This is a genomic window from Paraburkholderia tropica, from assembly GCF_914484835.1.
Lineage (GTDB): Bacteria > Pseudomonadota > Gammaproteobacteria > Burkholderiales > Burkholderiaceae > Paraburkholderia > Paraburkholderia tropica_A.
Window position 1 is genome coordinate 284,876 of record NZ_CAJZAR010000068.1, and the last position, 22,971, is coordinate 307,846.

The window sequence follows — 22,971 nt, forward strand, 5'->3', positions numbered from 1 at the left end:
TTTGCAGCCCATGGCTGCATTCGCATGCATTTTCACATGGAAGCGCGCTCGCTAGCATGACGGCTCATTCATCGGATCTTCCGTTCTTATGCCACGACTCTCTTTCATTCTGACCGCCGCGATGCTCAACGCCTTTGGGCTGATCGCCTCCGATATCTATTTGCCCGCGATGCCCGACATGGCGCGCGCATTCGCCATCGCCGACTGGCGCATGCCGCAAACGGTCTCCGTGTATCTGCTCGCGCTCGCGGTCGCGCAACTCGTTTATGGGCCGCTTTCGGATCGATACGGCCGCAAGCCCGTCGTGCTCGCGGGCATCGCGCTCTATATGGCGGGGTCGCTGGGTTGCGCGCAGGCCGCGGGCTTCGCCGCGTTTCTCGGCTGGCGCGTGGTGGAAGCGGTGGGCGCGGCGTCGGGCCTCGTGATCGGCCGCGCGATCATCGCGGACACTTGCAGCAAGCACGTGTCCGCCAAGGTCTACGCCGTGGTGTATCCGCTGGTGTCGTTGTCGCCGGCGCTCGCGCCCGCCGTGGGCGGCCACCTGGCCGCGTCGTTCGGCTGGCACGCCGACTTCCTGTTCGTCGCGGCCTTCGCCGCCGTCGCGTTCGCGCTCGTGTGCGCGGTGCTGCCGGAAACGCATCCGCGCGCGTCGCGAAGCCGCGTCACGTCGCTCGCAGGTTTCGGCGATGTGCTGCGCGACGGCGCGTTCCGCCGCTATACGGTCGTGGTTTGCTGCATCTACGGCGCGTGGTTCGTCTATCTCACGCAGTCGCCGTTTCTGTTCGCGCGGCTCGGGCTCGGCGAGGCGCATCGCGGCTGGCTGTATCTGCCGCTCACGGGCGGCATCATCGTCGCGAATCTGCTGGCGCGGCGCTGGCTCGACCGCTGGCCGTACGACCGCATCGTGACGATGGGCGTGCTCAGTTTCGTGCTGGGCGGCGCGGCGTTTATCGCGGTGGCCGCGCTCGGCGTGACGGGCATTCCCGCCGTCGTGCTGCCGATGTGCCTCGTCAGTCTCGCCAATGGTTCGTCGCTGTCGCTCGCGGTGTCCGGCGCCATCGCGGCGCCGCATGGACGCGCGGCCAGCGCATCGGGGCTCGTCGGGTTCTGCCAGATCGGCAGCGCCGCGTTGCTCGCGAGCGGCATCAGCGCCGTGTTCGGCACGAGCCTGCCCGTGGTGGCGGTGTCGATCGCAGCGCTCGGGCTGCTTGCGCTCGGCGCGTGCCTGAGCGTCGGTCGTTCGACAGCCGCCGCCGCGAATCGCGTCTGATTGTTCACACCAACACAAACGCGATCCTCGGGCGGCGGCTCACCCGCCCTTACAACCCTTCGACGATCGAAATCTGCGCGATGCAATGTCCGTCGCGCTTCAGCTTCGCCGACTGATATTCCGGCGAGTTGTAGCAGTCGAGCGCCGTGTCCATGTCCTTGAACTCGATCACGACATGGCGCTGAAACGCCTCGCCCTCCAGCACGCGCGACTCGCCGCCGCGCGCCAGAAACACCGCCCCGTACTTCTTGAACGCCACCGGCGCGATGTCCGTGTAGTCCTTGTATTTCACCGGGTCCAGCACGGTGACATGGGCAATCCAGTAAGCCGCCATCTCTTCCTCCTGTCTGCGAAAAGTCTCGGGCGCTCGCGCGCCGATTGGTCGAACCCTACTCCAGCGGGCCCGTTTTTTCCCGCGATTCCGGCCTCGCGCCGGATCGATAGGGTTAACACGCATGGTACGCCGTACTATGGCATACCACAATGCCTTCCATCATCAACGGACCCAGGAACCTTGCTATGAGCCTGATTCGCAAATCCATTCTTCACGTCGAAACCGTCTATGTGGATGGCGACAAAGCCGCTGCGAAGCCGCTCAAAATGATCGGCGCGGCGGTGGTCATCAAGAACCCGTGGGCGGGCCGCGGCTACGTGGAAGACCTCTCGGCGGACATTCGCGCGATCGCGCCGCAACTGAGCGAGCACCTCACGAAGCTGATCATCGACGAGGCAGGCTCGGGCGAAGCGGTCGAGGCGTTCGGCAAGAGCGCCATCGTCGGTCTCTCGGGCGAACTGGAGCACGCGTCCGCGCTGATCCACACGCTGCATTTCGGCAACACGTACCGCTCGGCCGTCGGCGCCAAGTCGTATCTGGCGTTCAACAACACGCGCGGTCCGGCGAATGCGCCGCTGCTGATTCCGATGATGGACAAGAACGACGAAGGCCGCCGTTCGCACTATCTGACGCTGCAATTTTCGATCCCCGATGCACCCGCTGCCGACGAACTCGTGATCGCCATCGGCGGCGCGACCGGCGGCCGTCCGCACCACCGCATTGGCGACCGTTATCAAGACCTCGCAGAGCTCGGAAATGATCTCAAGAACCCTGCAGCTGTCAAATAATCGCGCCGCGCACTATCTGGAACAGGGCGCCGGCGAACCGCTGGTGCTGATTCACGGTGTGGGCATGCAGGCGCAGGCGTGGTATCCGCAGATCGACGATCTGTCGCGCGATTTCCGCGTGATTTCCGTCGATATGCCGGGCCACGGCGAAAGCGGCGCGCTCGATGAGAACGCCAGCCTGCAGCAGTTCGTGGCCTGGGCGATCGAATTCATCGAAGCGCTGAACGCGGGTCCGGTCAATCTGGCCGGCCACTCGATGGGCTCGCTGATTGCGGCAGGCGTGGCCGTCACGCGGCCCGACCTCGTCAAACGCGTGGCAGTCCTGAACGGTGTGTACCGCCGCACGCAGGAAGCGCGCGACGCCGTGCTGCAACGCGCCGCCGAACTGCGATCCGGCACCATCGACATCGATACGCCGCTCAAGCGCTGGTTCAACGCCGACGAGGCCCAGCGCCTCGCCGCGCAAAAGGTCGAAGCGTGGCTCAAGTCCGTGAATCTCGCGGGCTACGCCACGGCTTACACGGCCTTCGCCAAAGGCGACGAAGTCTATGCCGACGGCTGGCACACGATTGCCTGCCCGGCGCTCGTGCTCACGGGTTCGGACGATCCGAACTCCACGCCGGAGATGGCCCGCCAGATGGCCGCCGCGGCGCACCACGGCCAGGCCGTCGTGATCGAGGACGAACGCCATATGGTGAACCTGACGGCGCCCGAAGCCGTCAATCTCGCCCTGCGCGCCTGGTTGCAGACCGCGCCGGTTGCGGAACTCACAAAGTCGGAAGTGTGAAATGAGCCAAGAGACACTCAAACTCAACACCCGGGAATTGCGCGACGCCTTCGGCGCGTTCATGACGGGCGTGACCATCGTGACGACCGCGCGCGACGACGGCCAGCCGCTCGGCTTCACCGCGAATTCGTTTTCGTCCGTGTCGCTGGACCCCGCGCTGCTGCTCGTGAGCATCGCGAAGACGTCGAGCAATTATCAGACGTTTTCCACCACCGGCCACTTCGCGATCAACATCCTCGCGGAGAACCAGAAGGATCTGTCGAATACGTTCGCACGCCCGAGCGACGATCGTTTCGCGAACGTGAACTGGCAACTGAGCACGAACCGCAATCCGCTGATCGATGACGTGAGCGCCTGGTTCGACTGCACCACGCACGCGATCATCGACGCGGGCGATCACGCGCTCATCGTCGGCAAGGTCGAAGCATTTCACTCGGCGGGCTATGCGGGCCTCGGCTATTACCGCGGCGGCTATTTCACGCCCGCCAAGGTCTCGGCGGAAGTGATCGCTGGGCCGAAGGTCATCGTCAACGCGATCATCGCGCGCGACGACAAGGTGCTGCTCACGCGCACCGCCGACAACAAATGGGGTCTGCCTTCGAAGGAGATCGGCAACGAAGGCGCGGACAAGGCGCTCGCCGCCCTCTTCAGCCAGTACCAGCCGGACGCGTCGGCGAGCTTCATCTATTCGGCGTACAACAACACCGAAACCCATTACCAGTACATCTCGTTCCTCTGCAGCGCGCCCGATGAAGCGGCCGTGGCAGGCGATTTCGTGAGCCTCGACGACATCGCGCCGGACCAGTTCGCGGACAGCGCGCTGGCCAGCATGCTCCAGCGCTATCGCAAGGAGAGCCAGCTCAAGAGCTATGGCATGTACTACGGCGACCACAGCAACGGCACGGTCCGGCCGCTTCTTTCCTGAAAGGTATCCCCATGCGTTTTTCGCTTTTCGTTCACATGGAGCGCGTCTCCGACCAGACGAGCCAGAAGCAGCTTTACGAAGAAATGGTCGAGCTGTGCCAGATCGCGGATCGCGGCGGCATGCACGCGGTCTGGACCGGCGAGCATCACGGCATGAACTTCACGATCGCGCCGAACCCGTTCCTCAATCTCGTCGATCTGGCGAGCAAGACGAAGAACGTGCGCCTCGGCACGGGCACCGTGATCGCGCCGTTCTGGCACCCGATCAAGCTCGCGGGCGAAGCCGCGATGACCGACATCATCACGAACGGCCGTCTCGATCTGGGCATTGCGCGCGGCGCCTATTCGTTCGAATATGAACGTCTGATGCCGGGCCTCGACGCCTGGAACGCGGGCCAGCGCATGCGCGAACTGATTCCCGCCGTGAAGAAGCTCTGGGAAGGCGATTACGCGCACGAGGGCGAGTTCTGGCAGTTCCCGTCCACCACGTCGTCGCCGCTGCCGCTGCAACAGCCGCATCCGCCGATCTGGGTGGCCGCGCGCGATCCGAACAGCCACGAATTCGCCGTCGCCAACGGCTGCAACGTGCAGGTCACGCCGCTGCATTTCGGCGACGATGAAGTCGAAAAACTCGTCGGCCATTTCAACGCCGCGTGCGAAAAGTTCAGCGAGATGCCGCGTCCGCAGATCATGCTGCTGCGCCACACCTACGTGGCGAGCAGCGAAGACGACGCGCAAGTGGCCGCCGACGAAGTCAACGTGTTCTACAACTACTTCGGCGCATGGTTCAAGAACGAGCGTCCGGTCAGCAAGGGCATGATCAAGACGCTGAGCCCGGAAGAAATTGCGGCGCACCCGTTCTACACGCCGGAAGCGATGCGCAAGAACAACGTGATCGGCACGCCCGAGGAAGTGATCGCGCGCCTGAAGGCTTACGAGAAACTCGGCTTCGACGAGTACTCGTTCTGGATCGATACGGGCATGAGCTTCGAGCGCAAGAAGGCGTCGCTCGAACGGATGATCAACGACGTGATGCCGGCGTTCAAGTGAGGTCGTAATTCCATGAGTGTTCATTTTCAGCTGTATATCGACGGCCAGTTCGAATCCGGCGCCGCGACGTTCGGCAGCGTGAATCCGGCCACGGGCGACGTGTGGGCGCAAATGCCCGAAGCGCGCCGCGACGAAGTCAACCGCGCCGTGAACGCGGCGAGCCGCGCGCTGAACGACGCGGCGTGGGCCGGGCTCACCGCATCGGCGCGCGGCAAGCTGCTTTATAAACTCGCTGCGCTCGTCGAACAGGCCGCGCCGCGACTCGCTGAAATTGAAACGAACGATACCGGCAAGATCATTCGCGAGACGACGAGCCAGATTGCGTACGTCGCGGAGTATTACCGCTATTACGCCGGTATCGCCGACAAGATCGAAGGCAGCCACATTCCTGTCGACAAGCCCGACATGCAGGTCTGGCTCGAACGTCAGCCGGTGGGCGTGGTGGCCGCGATCGTGCCGTGGAATAGCCAGTTGTTCCTCTCCGCCGTGAAGCTCGGCCCGGCGCTCGCCGCGGGCTGCACGGTGGTGCTCAAGGCTTCCGAAGAAGCGCCCGGCCCGCTGCTCGAATTCGCGCGTCTCGTGCACGAAGCCGGTTTTCCGCCGGGTGTGGTGAACGTCATTACGGGCTTCGGCGCGGAATGCGGCGCGGTGCTCAGCAGCCATCCGAAGGTCGATAAAGTGGCCTTCACGGGCGGCCCGGAAACGGCGAAGCACATCGTCTCGAACACCGCGAACAATCTCGCCAAGGTCTCGCTCGAACTCGGCGGTAAATCGCCATTTATCGTGTTTGCCGACAGCGATATTCAAAGCGCAGTGAATGCGCAGGTCGCGGCGATTTTCGCGGCGAGCGGTCAAAGCTGCGTGGCGGGTTCGCGCCTGTTGATCGAAGCGTCGGTGAAGGACGAGTTTCTCGCGCGGCTGGTCGAGCGCGTCTCGCGCATTCGCGTGGGCCTGCCCAACGACATGGCGACCGAATACGGCCCGCTGTGCACCGAGCGTCAATTGCGCAACATCGAAGCGGTGGTCGAGCGTTCCGTCAAGCAAGGCGCGAAAGTGCTCGCGGGCGGCAAGGCGCTCGATCGCGCGGGCTTCTATTACGCGCCGACGATACTCGATTGCAGCAGCGTGCCCGACGCCGACAGCATCACGACCGAACTGTTCGGCCCGGTGCTCTCCGTCGACACGTTCAGCAACGAACAGGAAGCGATCGAGAAAGCCAATAGCACCGCTTACGGTCTCGCCGCCGGTATCTTCACGACCAATCTCACGCGCGCGCATCGTGTGTCGAAGCGCGTGCGCTCGGGCATCGTGTGGATCAACACGTATCGCGCGGTGTCGCCGCTGGTGCCGTTCGGCGGCTTCGGGCTTTCGGGCCACGGACGCGAAGGCGGCTTCGCGGCAGCGCTCGAATACACGACGACGAAATCCGTTTGGCTGCGCACCTCGGATGAACCGATCAGCGATCCGTTCGTGATGCGGTAGTGGTACATCAGGCGCGCTCAGCGCGCTTCGTGAGGCCATGCCGCCACGAAGCCGCAACGACGCCATAGAGGCCGCACGCGCCGCACGCTAACGCGCGGGCGGCGGCCAGGCAATAAAGATGGAGACATGATGACTAACCCGACGAACGACAATAGCGTTCTGACCATCGAAAGCAATTCGATCGAATACGTTTCCCCGGAACACCGGCATGGCAAACCCGTCGATCTGTTTACGCTGTGGTTCTGCACGAATGTCGCGCCGCTGGCCGTGATTTCCGGCGCCACCTCGGTGCTGATTTTCCACCTCGATCTGGTGAGCGCGATTCTCGCCATCGCGGCAGGCCAATTCTTCGGCGCGATCTTTCACGCGCTCACTTCCGCGCAAGGTCCGCTCGTGGGCGTGCCGCAAATGATTCAAAGCCGCGCGCAATTCGGCCGCTACGGCTCGCTGCTCGTGGTGGGCTTCACGACGCTGATCTATCTCGGGTTCTTCGTTTCGAACATCATTCTCGCGGGCAAGACGCTGCACACTGCGGTGCCGCCCGTACCCATTTCGCTGGCCACGGTGCTGGGCGCCGTGTTCGCCACGCTCGTGGGCGTGATCGGCTATAACTTCATTCACCGCTTCAACAAGATCGGCGCGTGGTTCATGGGCGGCGCACTCGTGATCGGCATGATTCTGATGGTGCCGAGCCTCAACGCCAGCGTGCTTCAGCAAGGTCATTTCAATCTCTCGGGCTGGTTCGCGATGTTCGGCCTGTGCGCGGTCTGGCAAATCAGCTTTGCGCCTTATACCTCCGATTATTCGCGTTATCTGCCGGAATCGACGGGTTTCGCCAGGACCTTCGCGTTCACGTATTTCGGCACCTCGCTGGGCACGATCTTCGCCTTCATCTTCGGCGTGATCGCGGTGAGCACCGGACACGCCACCGACGCGATGCAGGCCATCCGCACGCAAACGGGCGCGTTCGGTTATGTGCTGATCTTTCTTTTCCTCGTCAACATCATTGGCCACAACGGCATGAATCTGTATGGCGGCGTGCTGTCGTGCATCACCGCCGCGCAGACGTTCCGTCCGAGCTGGACGCCCGGCCGCAATGTTCGCGTCGCCGTCTCGGCGATCCTGCTGGTGGCGTGCACGGGCACCGCGCTGTGGGCATCGAGCAATTTCATCGCCATTTTCCTGACCGCGATCTTTGCGATGCGCATCGTGCTCGCACCGTGGATCGCGATTAATCTGGTCGACTTTTATCTCGTCAACAAGCGGCACTATCAGGTTTCGGAAATCATCAGCAGCACGGGCGGCATGTATGGCGCATTCAACGTCAAGGCGCTCGCGCTGTATGTTTTCGGTATCGTGATTCAGGTGCCGTTCATGGAAGAGAGCTTCTTCCATGGCCCGTGGGCCTCGCTGCTCGGCGGCGCGGATATTTCGTGGATGGTCGGGCTCGTCGCCACTGCCCTCGCCTATTATCTGCTTGCGCCGAATAGCGGTTCGCGCTCCCCGCGCCGTTCGACTGCCAGTGCGGGTGCTTCGGATTAAATTCCTGACACCGTTTCACTGAATTGAAAAAGCCGGCTCGTTGATAAAACGAGCCGGCTTTTTTATTGGCGATTCAATTTTCAATTGCCGTGTGCGCAGCCATATTGTGCGCCACGGACTACGCGAGCGTGAGGTTATGGCGACTCACGCTTCATAGTTGATGACTTGCTCTGTCCTGCTGACGGCCCCTTCTTGTCAAGCAGCAAGATCCCGGCAGTTACGCGTTGCCTCCCCAACATCGATACCGCACGATCCGCCGGCTTGCCGTGTTCATTCGTTCGAACACTTTGAATTCCATGCCCAGGAGGTACCGTGAATTTCCAGAAAACACTTATTGTTGCCTCGGTTGTCGGTCTCGTTGCGGCGGGGTCTTTCCCCGCGTTTTCCAAAAGCGCGTCGGAAATGAGTGCTGCCGGTGCAATGTCGGTAGCGGCTTCCCCGCTGATCTCCGTCACCGGCCATCCGTTTGAAGGGTCAGTCGTGGGCGCAACCGGTTCCGGGCTGATCGTTTCCAGTATTGTCGAAGGCACGGTCGACACCCTCACGGTGGTGTTCGCAGCGGCCGCAGACGGCAGCAAAGCAACCGTCGCGGTCTCTGCGGACGCGGCTAAAAAAGCGGGCTTGTCGGTGGGAAGCGCTGTCAAGGTGGTCTCTGAAGCCACGGGCTATGCGCTGATCGCTTCGGGCGAATTGCTGGCCTTCATTCCCAATGAGGCAGGTAAAGCGTTGCTGCACCATTCGCGCGTGGACGCGGAATCGACGGCGATGCCCGAATGAAAACGCGCCTGAAACGTCGCTTGATGCGTAGTTTGCGGCCTGGCTTACTCTCTTTCGCCGCCGCCCTGCTGCTTGCAAACTCCGCGTGGGCCGGGCAAGGTTGCAGCGACAAACCGATTGAGCCCGGCACGGTGCGCACGGCCCTGCAAACCGCAGCGCAATTGCAGCAGCAACTCGATCAACTGTCGCCCAAAGTGGCGCTGGTTGCCCGCGTAGGTCAGGATTTGTCGGCCTATGGGTTGCGCTATTCCCATCTGGCCTTTGTCTCGCGCACAGCGCCTGACCAGCCCTGGCGAGTCAGCCATCTGCTCAACGATTGTGGAGCGGCGACATCGGCGCTGTGGCGCGAAGGTCTGGGGAACTTCTTCATGGACGATATGTTTTCGTTCGACTCGCTGCTGATCGTTCCCGATGCGCCGACCCAGGATCGGCTGGCGCGCCTGCTGCGTAGTCCCGCGGCGCTGGAGCAAATGCATTCGAGCAGTTACAGCATGGTCGCCTATCCGTTCTCTGTTCTGCACCAGAATTCCAATCAATGGGCGCTGGAAATTCTGGCCGAAGGCTTGAGCGGGCAGCAATTCGTGAAGCGCGCCGATGCACAGGCCTGGTTAAAGACAGCGGACTATCAGCCCGACACGTTAAAGATCGGTACATTGAAACGTCTCGGCGGACGCGTGTTCAAGGCGAACGTGGCATTTGACGATCACCCCACCGATCAACGCGTGGCGGGCAATATCCAGACCATCACGGTCGACTCGATGGTTCGCTTTCTGACGAAAGCCTCGCCAGCGACGCAAGTCATTCCGGTTTCCGCACCCCGCATGTCGGACCTGCTGGCAAAACAATAAAGCCCGAATTGAAAAAGCCGGCTCGTCAATACAACGAGCCGGCTTTTTTTTCGATCGGTCAGAACTGGTGATACATGCCGATACGCACCATCGTCTGATGATTATTCGACGATGCCGACGCCACCGAGCCGTCGAAGATATCGGCATTCGAGGCCGCGCCCGCCGCCTTCTGCCACACACCCATCGCATAGAGCGACGTGCGCTTCGACAAGGCGTAAGCCGTCGTCAGACCAACCTGGTGATAAATCGGAATTGCCTGGTTGTAGCCGATATTGCCGTGCGTGTACACGTATTGCGCGCCCACGTACCACGCGGACGTCAGGTTGTAGCGGCCCCACGCTTCGTAGTTCGTGAAGATGACCGTGCCCTGCGTGCCGTTCGCCTCGTTGAACTTGGTATTCGTGTAGTCGAGACCGAGCGTGGCCGAGCCCAGCGCGTAGTTGATCGCCGCGCCGAAAATCTGTTCGTTGGCCGGATTGCCCACGTAGCTGAACGGACCGCTCGCGCCAATCTCCGCGCCCGTGGTGTTGCTCACATAGTTGCCGTCCGTGAGCAGCGCCGCCGGCTGCTTCGCATACAAATACGCACCGGCAATCGTGAAGCCGCCAAACGCGTAATTCGCGCCGACGCTCCACAAACCCGTCGTGCCGCGCCCGGCTGCGTTCGTATTCGTGAAGGAATACAAACCGCCGAAGGTCAAGCCGCCGATCTTGGGACTGGCGTATTTAACGGCATTATCGACACGAAACGAATTATCGGTATTATCGATATCGCCGCCGTGGACGAGCGGTCCGCCGAGTTGTCCCGGCGCGGTCAGCGGCTGAAGATAATCGACCACCGAATCGTACTGCCGGCCGAGCGTAACCGTGCCGAAGCGCGTATCCGAAAGACCCACATACGCCTGGCGGCCAAACAGGCGGCCACCCTGGCGCATCTGGCCGTTCTCCGTGCTGAAGCCCGATTCGAGCCGGAACAACGCACTCAAACCGCCACCGAGATCCTCGCTGCCTTTCAAACCCCAGCGGCTGCCATAAACGCCGTCATAGGTGCCGTCACGCATGCGCCAAAGCGAATGGCCGCCGCTGTTGCTGACGTAGTCGATCCCTTCGTCGATCACGCCATACAGCGTGACGGACGACTGGGCGTGCGCATTCAATGCGACGAATGCGCTTGCGGCCACTAGCCACGTGACAGGTAGTCTGTTGCCCCGATGTTCCATGCGTGCTTCTCTCCTCGTCAAATGCGCGCGTACCCGCCGCCGAACGGTCGGGCGCGCGGTGGGTTGTGATGCTTCGTTGAATTTCTATTTGCACTACAAACTAAAAAGACGAGAGCGGACGCGGCTCCATCTGAAGGAGCCGCATCGCTTCAAACGATCAACTCGCGTGCTTCAGCAAGACGGGTACTAGTCCGCTAGCCAGCAGTTTTTCGGCGATTTCGGCGACGCGGTTCACATGGGCGAGCGCTGCACCGCGCGCCGCGTCGATATCGGCGGCGCGAATCGCCGCGAGAATCCGCTGCATTTCCTGAACCGCCTGATCGCCGCGATCGTCGGACGCAATCGTCAGTGCGCGCAGCCGGTTGATTCTCGCGGTCAGCGACTGCACGATTTCCCACGCGACATGCTTGTGTCCCGCCGTGAACATGCGCTCATAGAACGCCGTCGTGAGCGCACGAACCGCGCGATGATCCTGCGCGTAAAAAGCCTGCTGAATCTCGTCGATACGCGTTTGCAGATCCGCGATCGTCGCCGCATCGGCGAATTGCGCACAGGCTGCGGCGGCCTCGCTTTCCAGCAGTCCGCGAATCTCGTAGATTTCACTGGCCGTGCTGAAATCGAGCACGGCTACGATCGGCCCCTGGTTCGGCAAAAGCTCGACGAGCCCTTCCGTTTCCAGATGCCGCAGCACCTCGCGCACGACGGTGCGGCTCACGCCGAGTTCCTCGCACAAGGCGCGCTCGACCAGCCGGTCGCCCGGCAGAAAGCGCGCGTCGAAAATCGCGCTGCGCATTTTCTCCAGCGCGAGTTCCCGCAACGTGGTGGTCCGGCGCTCGACCTTCAGGGACGCTAGCGTGTCTTGCATCGCGGCACCCATTCAAGCCTGCGCGAACAGCCGCACGTCGCGCGCGTCCCAATCGATCCACGCATGCGTGCCGATGACGATACCGCTGTCGCGATGATCGCCCGCCGGCATGCGCACCGACATGTCCTGCTCCCACGGCGTGGTCACCGCGTAGTGCATCGCATCGCCGAGATAGGTAATGTCGCGCACCGTCACGGGCAGGCCCGCTGCGCTGTTCGTCGACTGATTCGCGGCTTGCGCTGCGCGAATGCGGATTTGCTCAGGACGCACCATCAGCGTGCCGTCGCCGCCCACGGGCAGCGCGATGTCGCCCGCCGCCGCCACGGCGTGACCGCTCGGGAATACCGCGCTCGCCTGCTCCGCCGCGCGACCGGTAATTCGCACGGGCAGGAAATTCGAATTGCCGATAAAGTTCGCGACGAAGCGCGAAGCCGGATTCGCATACAGTTCCTCGCCGGTCCCGCACTGCTCGATACAGCCTTTATTGAATACGGCAATGCGATCCGAAAGCCGCAACGCTTCTTCCTGATCGTGCGTCACGTAGAGAATCGTCACGCCGGTTTCCTGATGAATGCGGCGCAATTCAAGCTGAATCTCTTCGCGCAATTTCTTGTCGAGCGCGGAAAGCGGTTCGTCCATCAGCAAGACCGGCGGATCGTAGGCGAGCGCACGCGCAATCGCCACGCGCTGCTGCTGACCGCCCGAGAGTTGCGCGGGCATACGATCGCGAAACTCCGAGAGATGCACGAGCGCGAGCATCTGCTCGACCTTCTTGTTGATTTCGGCTTCGGGACGGCGGCGAACGCGCAGCGGGAAGGCCACGTTTTGACCGACCGTCAAATGCGGAAACAGCGTATAGCGCTGAAACACCATGCCGATATTGCGTTTATTCGGCGCTATCGAGAGCAGCGGTTTACCGTCGAGCAGCACGCGGCCCTCGGTCGGCTCCTGAAAGCCCGCGACAATATAGAGCGTCGTGCTCTTGCCCGAGCCCGACGGCCCGAGGAAGGTCATGAACTCGCCCTTGCGGATATCGAGCGACACCTGATCGATGGCGACGACGTCGTCGTAAGTCTTGCGCAGGCGCTGGATTTGCAGGAATGCGGAAGTCATGGCGGGTTACCTCAGTAATCGCGTGATCGGTTTAGCGCGCGCGGCGCAGTAGCGCGCCGGCCAGCATCAAAAGGGTCGTCAGTCCGACGAGCAGCGAAGACGCCGCCGCGACGACAGGCGTCAGGTCCTGACGCAGCGTCGCCCAGATGCGCACGGGCAGCGTCTGCAAGGTCGGGCTCGACATGAAGATCGACACCACCACTTCGTCCCATGAAGCGAGGAACGCGAAGATCGCGGCGGCGAACAGGCCGAGCCGGATGGCGGGCAAGGTCACGCGCAGTTTCACTTCGAGCGGCGACGCGCCGCAAATCAGCGCAGCGTCTTCGAGCGCGGTGTCGAAACTCGACAGCGAATTACTGATCGAGATAATCGAAAACGGCAGGGCGATAATCAGATGTCCGATCACGAAGCCGACCATCGTGCCGTTCAAACCAATGCGTAAAAAGAAGGCGTAGAGCGCCACGGCCAGCACCACCACGGGCAGCACCATCGGCGTGAGAAAAAACGCCTTGACCGCATTGCGTCCGCGAAATTTTCCGCGTACGAGCGCCTGCGAAGCGAGAAAGCCAATCAGCACGGAGAGCACGGTGACGATAACCGCGAGTTTCGCGCTCGTCAGCAGCGAGTCCAGCCAGCCCGGATCGGTGAACAGCTGGCGATACCACTCCAGCGTCCAGCCCGGCGGCGGAAAAATCAGCCACTGCGAATCGCCGAACGACAGCGCGACGATAAACACAATCGGCAGCAGCAGAAACAGCGCGACGGCAGCGCCAATCGAGAGCAACGCCCAACGCAGCGCGCCCAGACGGTCGAAATCCAGCAACATGTCAGAGCCCTCCGTTGGCGCGCGCGCCGCCCGTGAAGCGCAATTGCAGCGCGTAAAGCGAGAGCGTCACGGCGAGCAGCACGAAAGCCGCCGCGCCCGCGAGTCCCCAGTTCAGCAACTCCTGCACCAGTTGCGCGACGAGTTCGGCGAGCATCATGTATTGCGCGCCGCCGAGCAGCGCCGGCGTGACGAAATAACCGAGCGCCATCACGAACACCATCAGCGCGCCCGAAGCGATGCCCGGCATCGCCAGCGGCACGAGGATGCGCCAGAAGGCTTGCCAGCGGTTCGCGCCGCACACGGCGGCCGCGCGCAAGGTGGAAGGATCGATGCTGCGCAGCGTGGCGTGCAGCGGCATCACGAGGAACGGCAACATAATGTAGGTCATGCCGATCGTCACGCCGACGAGATTGTTCACGAGCGCCAGCGGTTCATTGATGAGGCCGGCCGCCATCAGCATCCGATTGATCGGCCCCGTGGCCTGAAGCAGCACCATCCACGCGAACGTGCGCGCCAGCAGATTCGTCCACATCGACAGCAGCAGAATCGAAAACAGCAGCGAACTCAGCTTGCGCGGCGCGATCGCCAGCAGCCATGCCGTCGGAAAGCCGATCGCCACTGTCGCCACCGTCACGACGGTCGCCACGAGAAACGTGTTGCCGAATACGCGCAAATAGGTGGACGAACCGAGCAACTGCTCGTAGTTGTGCAGACCCGCTGTGGGCTCCAGCACGCTGCGCAGCAGCAGCGAGAGCACCGGCAGCATGAAGAAAATCACGAGGAGCACGATCCCCGGAATCAACAGGCGGATGTTGCGCCAGTCGCGGCGCGCGCGCGTCGGCGTGGCCGGCGGATGGGCAACGGTACTCAGAACGTTGGGCATGATGTCTCCTACGGGTCTCCTGCGGCGATCGTTCGCGATCAGGCGCGTGCGTTTATTTCGATGCTATTTCGGTGCTATTTCTATGCTTATTTCGATTGCCATGCGTACCAGCGCTTCGCGATGGCGTCGCGATTGTCGGCCCAGTACTTCATGTCGAGATTGATCTGCGAGGTCTTGTACTGGTCGGGCAAGGTCTTGGCGACGGCAGCCGGCATCATGGCCGCCGACTTCACGTTGATCGGCGCATAACCGGTGTCCTGCGCGAATTTCGCCTGCGCCTGCGGGCTCGTCGCGACGGCGAGAAACTTCATCGCTTCGGCTTTGTGCTTCGCGCCCTTGGGAATCACGAGCATGTCCGCAGCGGTCAGGTTCTGATTCCACGAGATGCCGACCGGCACGCCCGTCTGTTCGAGCGCATGCAAACGCCCGTTCCAGAACATGCCGATGGGCGCTTCGCCCGACGCCAACAACTGTTGCGACTGCGCGCCGCCGCTCCACCAGACGATGCTGCTCTTGATGGTGTCGAGTTTCTTGAAGGCGCGGTCGAGATCGAGCGGATAGAGTTTGTTGGGCGGCACGCCGTCGGCGAGCAGCGCGATTTCGAGCACGCCGGGCGCCGACCACTTATAGAACGTGCGCTTGCCGGGGAATTTCTTCGTATCGAACAGATCGGCCCAGGTTTGCGGCTGCGCGCCCTTGTAATTCGATTTGTTATAGCCGAGGACAAACGAGTAATAGAAGCTGCCCACTGCGCTGCCACTCGAAAAGCGCGGATCGAGTTCGTCCTTTTTGACGACGCTGTAATCGATCGGCTCGATCAGACCCGCCTTCTGCGCGGCGTAAGCGAAGTCGCCTTCCACGTCCACGACGTCCCAGTTCACGTTGCCGCTGTCGACCATCGCCTTGAGCTTGCCGTAGTCGGTCGGGCCGTCCATCAGCACGTTGACGCTGCTCGATTGCGTAAAGGGCTGCGCCCAGTTCTTCTGCTGCGAGGACTGCGTGGTGCCGCCCCAGCTCGTGAATACGATCGGATCGGCGGCAAGCGCGGGCGCGGCGTTGAAAGCCGACGCGCACAGCGCGATCAGCGGCGTCATCATCAGGGTGCGTGTGCTGTTCATTTCCATGTCCTTGGGAATCAATGGTGCTGAATCGTGTAACGGTCAGGCCAGCGTCGAACGTCGCGCGGGCTTCAGAATGGTTTGCTGCCTCTTATTTACTTCGTGATACTGAATTTTTTGTCTGATTGATTGCCGGATGCGCCGATTGACTCAACCGGCCTGCGATCTGTGATCAGTGCGCGGCGGCGAGCGTCTGAACCGTGCCCGCTTCCGTATCGCCGACATAGATGCCGAAAGCGTCCTCGCTGCGTTCGCGCACATAACGCTGCAACATCGAGCGCACGGCTTCGTCGCGCAGTTCGCCCCACGGAATCCGCGCGAGCGGCACGATATGAATCGCGTTGTCCATCATCGCCGCGCCGCTGCTGTTCACTCGGCCACGGTAATACACGTGCACGCTCGACGACGGCCCCTGTCCCGCTTCGAACACGGCGAACAGAAAGTCCAGATGCGCCACCAGGCCAAGTTTCGCGAGCACGCCGCGCAGACTGGCCGCGTCGCTCGCCGGTTCGAGCTTGACGCCCGTCGGCAACGCGAAACCCTCGGGCGTTTCGAGCAGCACCAGGCCGTCGCGGTGTTCGAGAATCGCGCCCACTTGCGCACGCGCCCCCGTGGCGGCCAGCGCATCCTGCGAGAGGCTGAAGTTGACATACGCGCCGCGGCAATAGCCCAGCGGCGATGAGTTCGTGTGGACGAAATCGACGACGCGTCCGATCAGAATGATGTGATCGCCCGCATCGACGACTTCATGCGTGCGGCAATCGAACGTCGCCGACGCGCCTTCCATGACAGGCGCGCCCGTCGCGCGCGCACGCCAGGCGACCTGCGCGAATTTGTCGGCGGATTTCGACGCGAAGACGCTGGAGACGTTTTTCTGGCTTTCCGCGAGCACGCTGACTGCGAAATGATCGGTGGTGGAGAACACCGCGTGGCTCGATGCGGTCTTTGCAATGCACACGAGAATCAGCGGCGGATCGAGCGACACCGACGTGAACGAATTGGCCGTGAAGCCGCGCGGCGAGCCGTCCGGCTGGATCGTGGTGACGACCGTCACGCCCGTGACGAAGGCACCCAGCGCACGACGAAATTCGGCGACGTCGAAAATCGGTTCGATGATCGGCTCAGACATGATGTTCTCCACGATTCCTGATAGTGGGCAGAGGGCTTCGACGACCTGGCGGGCCGTCTTGAGTTGCTTCGTCGCTTCGTCGAATTACGCAGCAATTACATAGGATGGCGAATCGTTAGCCGTGGTCATGGCGACCGCAAGTTCGCTCCAACCTCACCCGCTTCACCCGCCCCAACCGCCTGCCCGTGCTCCCGTCGATGCGGAAGATTATGGTATGCCATACTATCGACTACCATGCGGACTAAATATTATGGAATACCATAGGTAGACGACGCGCATGGCTGGCACGAATGCCGCCTGCCGGCGGTCGTGCACAAGGGCGATCAAAGATGCGATGAATGGGGCGTCAGGCGCGCCGGAGGCGGCGCTGTGAGGGCTCAGACAGGGAAAGCGCGCGGGCCGCCGCTGCGGGCGGACGAACGCAGGCCGCCGGGCACCTGGCCGGCGGCCGCAGGCGCGTGATGCGCCAAAGGAAGATCAGGCTCAGGCGGCTTCGCCGCCTTCTCCGCGCGCCGCCAGTGCGGCCAGCGCGAGTTCGGCCGTCCGCTTGATATGCGCAATCGAAGCCGCGAAGGCCGCGTCGCCGTCGCGCCGCTCGATGGCATCGAGCATCTTGTTCATTTCGCGATTCGACTCGCCGCTGCGTCCGGGCGTGGCGATCGTCAGCGCGCGCAGGCGGTTGATGCGCGCGTTCAGCGTCTTGACCACCGCGAGCGACACCGTCTTTTGCGCGCCCTCGAACAGCGCCTCGTAGAAACGCTCCGTATGCGCGAGCACGGTCGGCAGATCCCCGGACTTGAACGCCGCCTCGATCTCCTTGCGGATATCGCGCAACTGCTTGACGAGCTCGGGCGTGGATTGCTCGGCGCAGGCGCGCGCAGCGTTCGCCTCGAGCAGACCGCGCAATTCGTAAATCTCGCTGACCTGCGCGGGATTCAGTTGCGCGACGACCGGCCCTTGACGCGCGATCACCTCCACGAGCCCTTCCGTTTCCAGGTGCCGCAGCACCTCGCGCACGATGGTGCGGCTCACGCCCAGTTCATCGCAGAGCGTGCGTTCGACAAGGCGCGCGCCCGGCTTGAAATAGCCCTGCACGATGGCGTCGCGCAGCTTATCCAGCGTCAGTTCACGGAGGGTTTTGGTTTCGCGGACGATTTTTAGATCTGACATAGGGCGCGTAAGGTGAACGGAGAGGAAAGCCGCACGATGACCAATCGGCGACTTGGAATGCCATATTATCCCGCATACGGAAAGTGTGCCACTTTTGTAAGGTATTTCACTGAGAAAGGGATTCGTCTCGATGAAATCCCGGCACTTCGGCGCGCGCGTTTCTGCAAAACGGTGGTGCCGTGTCTTTTGAAGGCGGGTTGTAGCGGGGCTTGACCGTTAGTTGCAAACGGTAGATCAACGCGAATAGCCGTGGGCAATAAAAAATCGCGTTCAATGGAAATCGAAAAGGAATGAAAAGCGCGAAAGCGCTTTCGGGCTATCGGCGTCTAGCGGCAAGCAATCGCGTGGCTCAGCGCGAAAGCGAGAGCGAAACACCGATCTCGCCCGCTCCCGCACCTCTCCCTGCATCAGATCACATGCGCTTGCACGCCTCATGCAGCGTATTCAGCCGGCGCACCGGCTCCGCGACATACGGATTGCTTTCGTCCCACGCATAACCGGCCAGCACCGAGCTAATCATGCGGCGAATCAGCGGCGTCTGACGCGGGTAATAAATAATGTCCTGCAATTCGCCCGAATACCAGCGCTCGACGAAAGCACGGAACGTATCGATACCCTTGCGCAACGGCACATCGTATTCGTTCTGCCAATCCGCCGCTTCGCCATTCAGCACGCGATCCACGACCTTCGCGGCCATATGCGCGGAGCGCAGTGCAATCGTCACGCCCGACGAAAAGACTGGATCGAGAAACTCGCCCGCATTGCCGAGCAACGCATAACCCGCGCCGTGCAAACGTTCGACATTCGCCGAATAGCCGCCGATCTGCCGAACCGGCATCAGGAACGGCGCATCGCCGATCAAGCGATTGAGCGTCGGCTCCTCGCGAATCAACGCGCGCAGACGCGCCTCGCGCTCGGCCTCCGGGATATCGAAGAACGCCGCCTCGGCCACGCAGCCCACCGACGAGCGGCCGCCCGCCAGCGGAATCATCCAGAACCACACATCGCGATGCTCGGGGTGCGTCGCCACGCAAATCTTGTTGCGATCGAAATCGTCGAGCGCGAGACCATCGCGCACGTGGCTGAAAATCGCCGCGCGCGTCGGCAGACCGGTGGGCGCTTCCAGGTTCAGAAGGCGCGGCAGCACGCGTCCGAAACCGCTCGCGTCGAGCACGAAACGCGCACGCACTTCATAGCGCGTTTCGCTTTCGTCGACGACTTCGAGCAGCGGCTCATCGCCCGGCTGCATCGCCAGCACCGTATGGCCGAAGCGCACTTCGGCGCCCTGTTGCGCGGCGCACTGGATCAGCAGCTCGTCGAATTTCGCGCGCTCCACCTGGTACGTGGTGCCCCAGCCCGGCGAATGCTTGTCGCGGAAGTCATACGCGGTGAACTGATCGCGCCACATAAACTGCGCGCCGTTCTTGTACTGAAAGCCGGCCTCGACAACGGCCTGCAACATGCCCGCTTCCTCGAGATATTCCATGCTCTGCGGCAGCAGGCTTTCGCCGATCGAGAAGCGCGGAAAATGCTGACGTTCGAGCACCAGCACCGAACGCCCGCTCTTGCGCAACAGCGCCGCCGCCACTGCACCCGAGGGACCGGCGCCGATGATCGCCACGTCAACGCTTTCGCTACGGCCAGCGCGTTCCGATTGCTGATTCACTGACTCCTCCCGACTCTGTTCCATACACCTTCCTGTACCTTGATTGCGCGTTGCGCATTCGTTGACGACTTCACCGCCTCGCGCAGCATGCTTGCCATTACAATGCCCGTTCTTTGTCCACGACCGAATATGCATCGGGGAAAAATATGTCGGTTTCCGAATCAAATGTTGTGCCGTTCGTGCCGGAAACGGCATTCGGCATCTGGTTTCTCCGCACCCACACGTGGGAGCATCACGTCCTGCGCGTGGCGATCAACGATCTCAAGCGACTGATCGATCAGCCGCTGCCTCAAGCGCCCACGATCGTCGACGTCGGCTGCGGCCAGGGCAAGTCGTTCCCTCTGCTCGCCGAGGCCTTCCGTCCGCGCCGCATCGTCGGCATCGACTATCACGAGGCTTCGCTCGAACTCGCGACGCAAGCGGCGCGCGCGGTTCAGCAGCGCCAGCAGTCACAGGCATCGCAGACGCAGACGCAGACGCAGACGGCATTCGACGTGCTGCACGGCGACTGCGCGAACCTGCCCTTGCCTTCGGCCAGCGCCGACATCGTGTTCTGCCACCAGACCTTTCATCATCTGGTCGAGCAGGAGCGCGCGCTCGCGGAATTCCATCGCGTGCTGAAGCCGGGCGGCGTTTTGCTGTTTGCCGAATCCACCGAAGCCTATATTCGCTCGTGGGTCATTCGTCTGCTGTTTCGCCATCCCATGCAGGTGCAAAAAAGCGCCGACGGCTACCTCGGCATGATACGCCACGCAGGTTTCCGCTTCGCCGAGCACAATGTCTCGCTCCCTTATTTGTGGTGGAGCCGCGCGGCGGATTTCGGTCTGTTCGAGCGCCTCGGCCTGCATCATCCGAAGCCCGGCAAGCGCCGCGAAACGCTGGTGAACGTTGCCGCGGTGAAAGCGCAGTAAACCAGGCGCGCAAACGGCGCGGCGCGTATTGTCACGCGCCGCGGCCCGAAAAAAATCGAAAAATAATTACTTCGCGCCCTTCAACGCCACCACGTCGCCCACCAGCGCCACGCCCGCGATCATCGTGCCCGCGCCGCACGTGAAGTCCGTCGGGCTCTCGGTCAGGTTGTTACGGTAATTGCTCTTGATGTTGATGACCGCGTTGCCGCCCTGCTGGCGCGCGCGCTCCTGCAACTCGCGCACCGCCGAAAGAAACACGTGCTGGCAGGCTTCTTCATCGCTCTTGTTGAGCGCGTTCGTCTTCTTGTTGGTCGCGATGGTTCCCATCGTTTTTTTCACGGCCGGATGCTTCTGGCCCGCGAAATACAGCGCAATATCGTCGCCCACTTTGCCCGGCTCGCTTTGCAGCGCGTCGGCCACCGGATAGGTGTCCACCGTATCGCGCGCCCAGGCATGCGTCGTCACGAAAGCCGCGCACAGCGCGGTCGTCATCCACAGTTTTTTCATTGTTGCTCTCTCCGCTGGATCACTGGGCCTGCAGCACGACGAGATCGCCCTTCACGGCGATCGCCGCCGCGCTCGGGCTCACGCCGCAGGTGTATTCGGTCGCCGACTTCGATTCGTTTTCGTGAAAGCGCGTCGAGACGTTGATGACCGCGTTCGCGCCCTTGCTGCGCGCGTCGGCGCGCAGTTTGCCGACCGCGTCGGCGAGCGCCTTGTTGCACGAGACATCGGGGCCGTCCGTCGAACGCGCGATACGCACGGAATGCGACGCTTCGCCGACACGGCGCGCGACCTCGGCATGCGGCTGCGTGCTGAAGTAGATCGCGATGTCCGCATTGCCTGTCGTCGTCAATGCAGCGGGCGCGGCGGACAGCGCCGGCTGGATCGGCAATGTCTTCAACTGCGTGCCGCAAGCGGCCAGCGTGAGGCTGACGAACGCGGCGGCGGTCAGCGTGAGGCTCGGTGTTCTCATAGGTTTTCCTCGTGGTTTTCAGGAGCGCCTGTCACTCACGGCGCGTTCAGTGCGCATGCAGTGCGCGAAACATCAGGCTGGCGCAACTGCCGCCAAACCCGAACGAAACCGACATCGCCGTCTCGATACGCGCGTCGCGCGTTTCGCGCACGAGCGGCAGCGTGGCGGCGAGCGCATCGAGTTCGTCGATACCCACGGCGCCCGCGATCCGGCGATCGCGCATCATCAGCAAGGTGTAGATCGCTTCGTGTGCGCCGCACGCGCCGAGCGGATGGCCGCTGAGCGCTTTCGTCGACGAAAACGCCGGGACGTCCGCGCCGAACACGTCGCGCAGCGCGAGCAGTTCCTCGACGTCGCCCGAGAGCGTGGAAGGCGCATGCGTGTTGATGTAGTCGGGGCGGCACGCCGCCTCGGCGAGCGCGGCGCGCATCGCGCGCGCGATGCCGCCCGCCTGCGGCGCGACCATCTGCGCGCCGTCCGTGCAATGGCCGAAGCCCGTCACTTCCGCGTGGATGCGCGCGCCGCGCGAGCGCGCGTGAGCGAGCGATTCAAGCACCAGCACGCCCGCGCCCGAGCCGATCACGAAGCCGTCGCGACGCGTGTCGTAAGGCCGCGACGCGCGCTCCGGCGTGTCGTTGAAACCGCGCGAGAGCGCGCCCATGGCGTCGAACAGCAGCGTCATGTTGTCGTGCAGCGCTTCGCTGCCGCCCGCGAGCACGAGGTCCTGACGACCGGTCTGGATCAGCTGCATCGCCTGGCCGATCGCGAGCGCCGACGTCGTGCACGCCGACGACGGCGAGTACGTCACGCCTTCCATGCCGAACACGTGCGCGAGATTCGCCGATGCCGTGCTGCTCATCGCCTGCGGCACCGTATAGGGCGGCACGCGGTCCACGCCGCGTGCGCTCGCGCACGCCATCGCCGCGTCGTAAGCCGACATCGTGCCGACGCCCGAGCCCACCACCGCGCCCACGCGCGGCTGGCGCAGCGCGGCCTCGTCGAGTCCCGCGTCGGCGATGGCGCTGCGCGCCGCATGACACGCGAAGCGCGCCGTGTCGCCCATGAAGCGCTCGGCCTTGCGCGCGAACGGCCTCTCGTCGTCCACCGATGCGACCGCCGCCACCTGGCTCGCGAAGCCGCGCTCGCGCCACGCCGCCACGCGCGTGATGCCGCCGCGTCCGTCGCGCAGGCGCGCGGCCACGCCGTCGAGCGTGTTGCCGAGGCACGAGACGATGCCCATGCCCGTCACGACCACGCGTTGCAATCCGTTCGACGTTAAGGATTCCTGCATGC

General features: G+C 62.8%; 23 protein-coding genes. 10 read left to right on the forward strand and 13 right to left on the reverse strand.

The annotated features are described in order from the left end of the window. Nucleotides 1-88: 88 nt before the first annotated feature. On the forward strand, nt 89-1,270 hold the full coding sequence (locus tag LDO54_RS25840; RefSeq protein ID WP_224013508.1) for a multidrug effflux MFS transporter: 1,182 nt from the start codon (nt 89-91) through the stop codon (nt 1,268-1,270). A gap of 49 nt (nt 1,271-1,319) precedes the next feature. On the opposite strand, the gene LDO54_RS25845 is transcribed toward LDO54_RS25840, so the two are convergent. Beyond that, complete coding sequence (locus tag LDO54_RS25845; protein ID WP_224013509.1) at nt 1,320-1,604, reverse strand: DUF1330 domain-containing protein; 285 nt, start codon at nt 1,602-1,604, stop codon at nt 1,320-1,322. Nucleotides 1,605-1,789: 185 nt separating this feature from the next. Here LDO54_RS25845 and LDO54_RS25850 point away from each other — a divergent pair, with 185 nt between their 5' ends. The 8 genes from LDO54_RS25850 to LDO54_RS25885 all read left to right on the forward strand — a co-directional run bounded on the left by LDO54_RS25850 (nt 1,790) and on the right by LDO54_RS25885 (nt 9,802). After that, a complete protein-coding gene (locus tag LDO54_RS25850; RefSeq protein WP_224013510.1) occupies nt 1,790-2,392 on the forward strand; it encodes an amino acid synthesis family protein in 603 nt (200 codons plus the stop codon). Continuing rightward, nucleotides 2,361-3,179, forward strand: a complete 819-nt coding sequence (locus tag LDO54_RS25855) for an alpha/beta fold hydrolase (RefSeq protein ID WP_224013511.1) — start codon at nt 2,361-2,363, stop codon at nt 3,177-3,179. The genes LDO54_RS25850 and LDO54_RS25855 overlap by 32 nt, the downstream gene beginning before the upstream one ends. A gap of 1 nt (nt 3,180) precedes the next feature. After that, a complete protein-coding gene (locus tag LDO54_RS25860) occupies nt 3,181-4,104 on the forward strand; it encodes a flavin reductase (protein WP_224013512.1) in 924 nt (307 codons plus the stop codon). An 11-nt stretch (nt 4,105-4,115) separates the two neighbouring features. Further along, nucleotides 4,116-5,153 (forward strand): LLM class flavin-dependent oxidoreductase, encoded by a 1,038-nt coding sequence (locus LDO54_RS25865; RefSeq protein ID WP_224013513.1) that lies wholly within the window; start codon nt 4,116-4,118, stop codon nt 5,151-5,153. A gap of 12 nt (nt 5,154-5,165) precedes the next feature. After that, entirely contained in the window at nt 5,166-6,635 is a 1,470-nt protein-coding gene (locus LDO54_RS25870) for an aldehyde dehydrogenase (RefSeq protein ID WP_224013514.1), read from the forward strand. A 129-nt stretch (nt 6,636-6,764) separates the two neighbouring features. After that, the gene (locus LDO54_RS25875; protein ID WP_224013515.1) at nt 6,765-8,177 is read left to right on the forward strand and encodes a purine-cytosine permease family protein; all 1,413 of its coding nucleotides are present in this window, start codon (nt 6,765-6,767) and stop codon (nt 8,175-8,177) included. A 312-nt stretch (nt 8,178-8,489) separates the two neighbouring features. Continuing rightward, nucleotides 8,490-8,954: a hypothetical protein gene (locus tag LDO54_RS25880; RefSeq protein ID WP_224013516.1), complete on the forward strand. Its 465-nt coding sequence runs from the start codon at nt 8,490-8,492 to the stop codon at nt 8,952-8,954. Continuing rightward, nucleotides 8,951-9,802 (forward strand): DUF2145 domain-containing protein, encoded by an 852-nt coding sequence (locus LDO54_RS25885; RefSeq protein ID WP_224013517.1) that lies wholly within the window; start codon nt 8,951-8,953, stop codon nt 9,800-9,802. Before LDO54_RS25880 ends, LDO54_RS25885 begins: the two co-directional genes overlap by 4 nt. Nucleotides 9,803-9,860: 58 nt before the next feature. On the opposite strand, the gene LDO54_RS25890 is transcribed toward LDO54_RS25885, so the two are convergent. The 9 genes from LDO54_RS25890 to LDO54_RS25930 all read right to left on the reverse strand — a co-directional run bounded on the left by LDO54_RS25890 (nt 9,861) and on the right by LDO54_RS25930 (nt 19,791). Continuing rightward, nucleotides 9,861-11,021: a porin gene (locus LDO54_RS25890; RefSeq protein WP_224013518.1), complete on the reverse strand. Its 1,161-nt coding sequence runs from the start codon at nt 11,019-11,021 to the stop codon at nt 9,861-9,863. 157 nt (nt 11,022-11,178) lie between these two features. Beyond that, complete coding sequence (locus LDO54_RS25895; protein ID WP_224013519.1) at nt 11,179-11,886, reverse strand: GntR family transcriptional regulator; 708 nt, start codon at nt 11,884-11,886, stop codon at nt 11,179-11,181. Nucleotides 11,887-11,898: 12 nt separating this feature from the next. Further along, nucleotides 11,899-12,999 (reverse strand): ABC transporter ATP-binding protein, encoded by a 1,101-nt coding sequence (locus LDO54_RS25900; protein ID WP_224013520.1) that lies wholly within the window; start codon nt 12,997-12,999, stop codon nt 11,899-11,901. 31 nt (nt 13,000-13,030) lie between these two features. Continuing rightward, nucleotides 13,031-13,825, reverse strand: a complete 795-nt coding sequence (locus tag LDO54_RS25905; RefSeq protein WP_224013521.1) for an ABC transporter permease — start codon at nt 13,823-13,825, stop codon at nt 13,031-13,033. A gap of 1 nt (nt 13,826) precedes the next feature. After that, complete coding sequence (locus LDO54_RS25910; RefSeq protein WP_224013522.1) at nt 13,827-14,708, reverse strand: ABC transporter permease; 882 nt, start codon at nt 14,706-14,708, stop codon at nt 13,827-13,829. 86 nt (nt 14,709-14,794) lie between these two features. Next, on the reverse strand, nt 14,795-15,826 hold the full coding sequence (locus LDO54_RS25915; RefSeq protein ID WP_436975682.1) for an ABC transporter substrate-binding protein: 1,032 nt from the start codon (nt 15,824-15,826) through the stop codon (nt 14,795-14,797). A gap of 172 nt (nt 15,827-15,998) precedes the next feature. Continuing rightward, nucleotides 15,999-16,955 carry a flavin reductase family protein gene (locus tag LDO54_RS25920; RefSeq protein WP_224013523.1) on the reverse strand — a complete coding sequence of 319 codons (957 nt, stop codon included), beginning with the start codon at nt 16,953-16,955 and terminating at the stop codon, nt 15,999-16,001. A 483-nt stretch (nt 16,956-17,438) separates the two neighbouring features. After that, nucleotides 17,439-18,125, reverse strand: coding sequence for a GntR family transcriptional regulator (locus LDO54_RS25925; RefSeq protein ID WP_224013524.1), 687 nt, complete (start codon nt 18,123-18,125; stop codon nt 17,439-17,441). Between the two features lie 412 nt (nt 18,126-18,537). Beyond that, a complete protein-coding gene (locus LDO54_RS25930; protein WP_224013525.1) occupies nt 18,538-19,791 on the reverse strand; it encodes an NAD(P)/FAD-dependent oxidoreductase in 1,254 nt (417 codons plus the stop codon). A gap of 146 nt (nt 19,792-19,937) precedes the next feature. On the opposite strand from LDO54_RS25930, the gene LDO54_RS25935 reads away from it, so the two are divergent. Further along, nucleotides 19,938-20,702: a class I SAM-dependent methyltransferase gene (locus LDO54_RS25935; RefSeq protein WP_224013526.1), complete on the forward strand. Its 765-nt coding sequence runs from the start codon at nt 19,938-19,940 to the stop codon at nt 20,700-20,702. Between the two features lie 66 nt (nt 20,703-20,768). Here LDO54_RS25935 and LDO54_RS25940 read toward each other — a convergent pair whose 3' ends face one another. The 3 genes from LDO54_RS25940 to LDO54_RS25950 are packed head-to-tail and all read right to left on the reverse strand — an operon-like array spanning nt 20,769 to nt 22,969. Next, complete coding sequence (locus LDO54_RS25940) at nt 20,769-21,209, reverse strand: excinuclease ABC subunit A (RefSeq protein ID WP_224013527.1); 441 nt, start codon at nt 21,207-21,209, stop codon at nt 20,769-20,771. Between the two features lie 19 nt (nt 21,210-21,228). After that, nucleotides 21,229-21,678: a signal peptidase gene (locus tag LDO54_RS25945; RefSeq protein ID WP_224013528.1), complete on the reverse strand. Its 450-nt coding sequence runs from the start codon at nt 21,676-21,678 to the stop codon at nt 21,229-21,231. Nucleotides 21,679-21,724: 46 nt separating this feature from the next. Next, nucleotides 21,725-22,969, reverse strand: coding sequence for a beta-ketoacyl synthase N-terminal-like domain-containing protein (locus LDO54_RS25950; protein WP_224013529.1), 1,245 nt, complete (start codon nt 22,967-22,969; stop codon nt 21,725-21,727). Between the last annotated feature and the right edge of the window lie 2 nt (nt 22,970-22,971).